The sequence below is a fragment of the Microbacterium sp. BF1 genome, from assembly GCF_019279095.1.
Classification (GTDB): Bacteria; Actinomycetota; Actinomycetes; order Actinomycetales; family Microbacteriaceae; genus Microbacterium; species Microbacterium maritypicum.
In genome coordinates this window covers 1-1,514 of record NZ_JAGYWT010000569.1, presented here as the reverse complement: position 1 = coordinate 1,514, position 1,514 = coordinate 1, and the positions used below count along the sequence as shown (strand labels likewise).

Annotated in this window: 2 protein-coding genes; both read right to left on the bottom strand. The window is 68.0% G+C overall.

What is annotated here, in order from left to right:
- A partial coding sequence (locus KZA10_RS14915) for a 3-methyladenine DNA glycosylase (RefSeq protein WP_218683278.1) occupies positions 1–831 on the bottom strand: 831 nt, incomplete at its 3' end.
- A gap of 1 nt (position 832) precedes the next feature.
- Positions 833–1,514: App1 family protein (locus tag KZA10_RS14910; RefSeq protein ID WP_218683277.1), on the bottom strand; the 682-nt coding region annotated here is incomplete at its 5' end.

Sequence of the window (1,514 nt, the reverse complement as noted above, 5' to 3'; positions counted from 1 at the left end):
GGCGTTCAGCAGTGCGGTGCGCAGGGCGGCCCCGCGGTCCGCGAACCCTCGCTGCCGACGCACGTACTCGGCCTTGCCTTCGGGCGTCTCGATGGGAACGGGAACCACGTCCCACGCCGAGAGGTCGTACGGTGCCGCCTGCATGTCGAGAAGGCGTATGTCGCGAGCGAGTTCGAACGAATCCAGGAGGAGGTCGCCCGGGATGAGGGGCCCGAGCTTCGTCGCCCACCTGTACAGGTCCATGCCCGCGTGCAGGCACCCCGGCTGCTCGAATAGCGGCTGCTCGTCGCGACTCAACGAGGTGCGGTTGCGGGGGACCGCCTCGGGGGTGAAGAAGCGGAAGGCGTCGAAATGAGTGCAGCGCAGGTCGTGATTCTCGACGACGGCATCCGTGCCCGCCTGCCCCAGTCGCAGCGGAACCGCATGTCGGTGCTCGTCGGCGCGGTACACCATCGCCCACTCGTGCAGACCGAAGCAGCCGAACTGCCCTGGCCGCGATGCCGTGCGGCGGAGCATCTTCTCGATGAGCGATGCCAGCTCCGCCTTCTCTCGGCCGAAAGCTGCCGCATCGGGAACCGCGCTGTCAGCGGATCGTCCTGCGCGGTACCAGCGCCAGTCGAGGCGTTCGCCGGCATCGGCGAGCTCGACGCCGGCGCCCGGGTGCCAGCGGCGCAGCTGTGCGGGCTTGTACGAGTAGTACGTGAAGAGGAAGTCCCACACCGGGTGCTTCTCCGCCCGGGTCGCCCGGTCACGGTGCGCAGCAGTGAGAGCATCGGCACGTTCACGATGCGCTTCTTCGAGGACCAGCCAGTCCTGGCGGGAGAGGGACATGTCAGTGCAGGATGCCGGCTTCGCCCAGCAGATCGCGAAGACCGGCACCGTCTTCGGCACTCACCCACGGGGCGACATCCTCGGAGTGCGGCTCATGGCCTGCCCGACCACCCGCGAGGACGGCCTCGGCAGGGAGGAGACGACGGATCGCGACGCCCGCGACGGAGTCGGGGTACTCCTCCATGAACTGACTGTAGATCGACTCGTCGTGCTGGCCGTCGTCACCGATCAGCAGCCACTTCACATCGGGGAACTCGGTCGCGAGTCGCCGCAGGTTCGTCAGCTTGTGCTCGCGCCCGCTGCGGAACCAGCGCTCATGCGTGGGCCCCCAGTCGGTCAGGAGCATGGAACCGGCGGGGAACAGATGACGGCCGAGGAAGCGCCACAGGGTGGGGGCGACGTTCCACGCCCCCGTGGAGAGGTAGACCATCGGCGCACCGGGGTGCTGCCGCAGCAGCTGGTCGAGGAGCACGGCCATCCCCGGTACGGGAAGACGTGCATGCTCGTCGAGCACGAAGGAGTTCCAGAAGGCGATGAAGGGACGAGGGAGAGCCGTGACCATCACGGTGTCGTCGACATCCGACACCACACCGAACGACGTGCCCTCAGCGACGATGAACGCTCGTGCCTCCACCGGAGGCTGTCCCTCGACGGAGAACGTGAACGTCTGCCAGCCGGGCTCC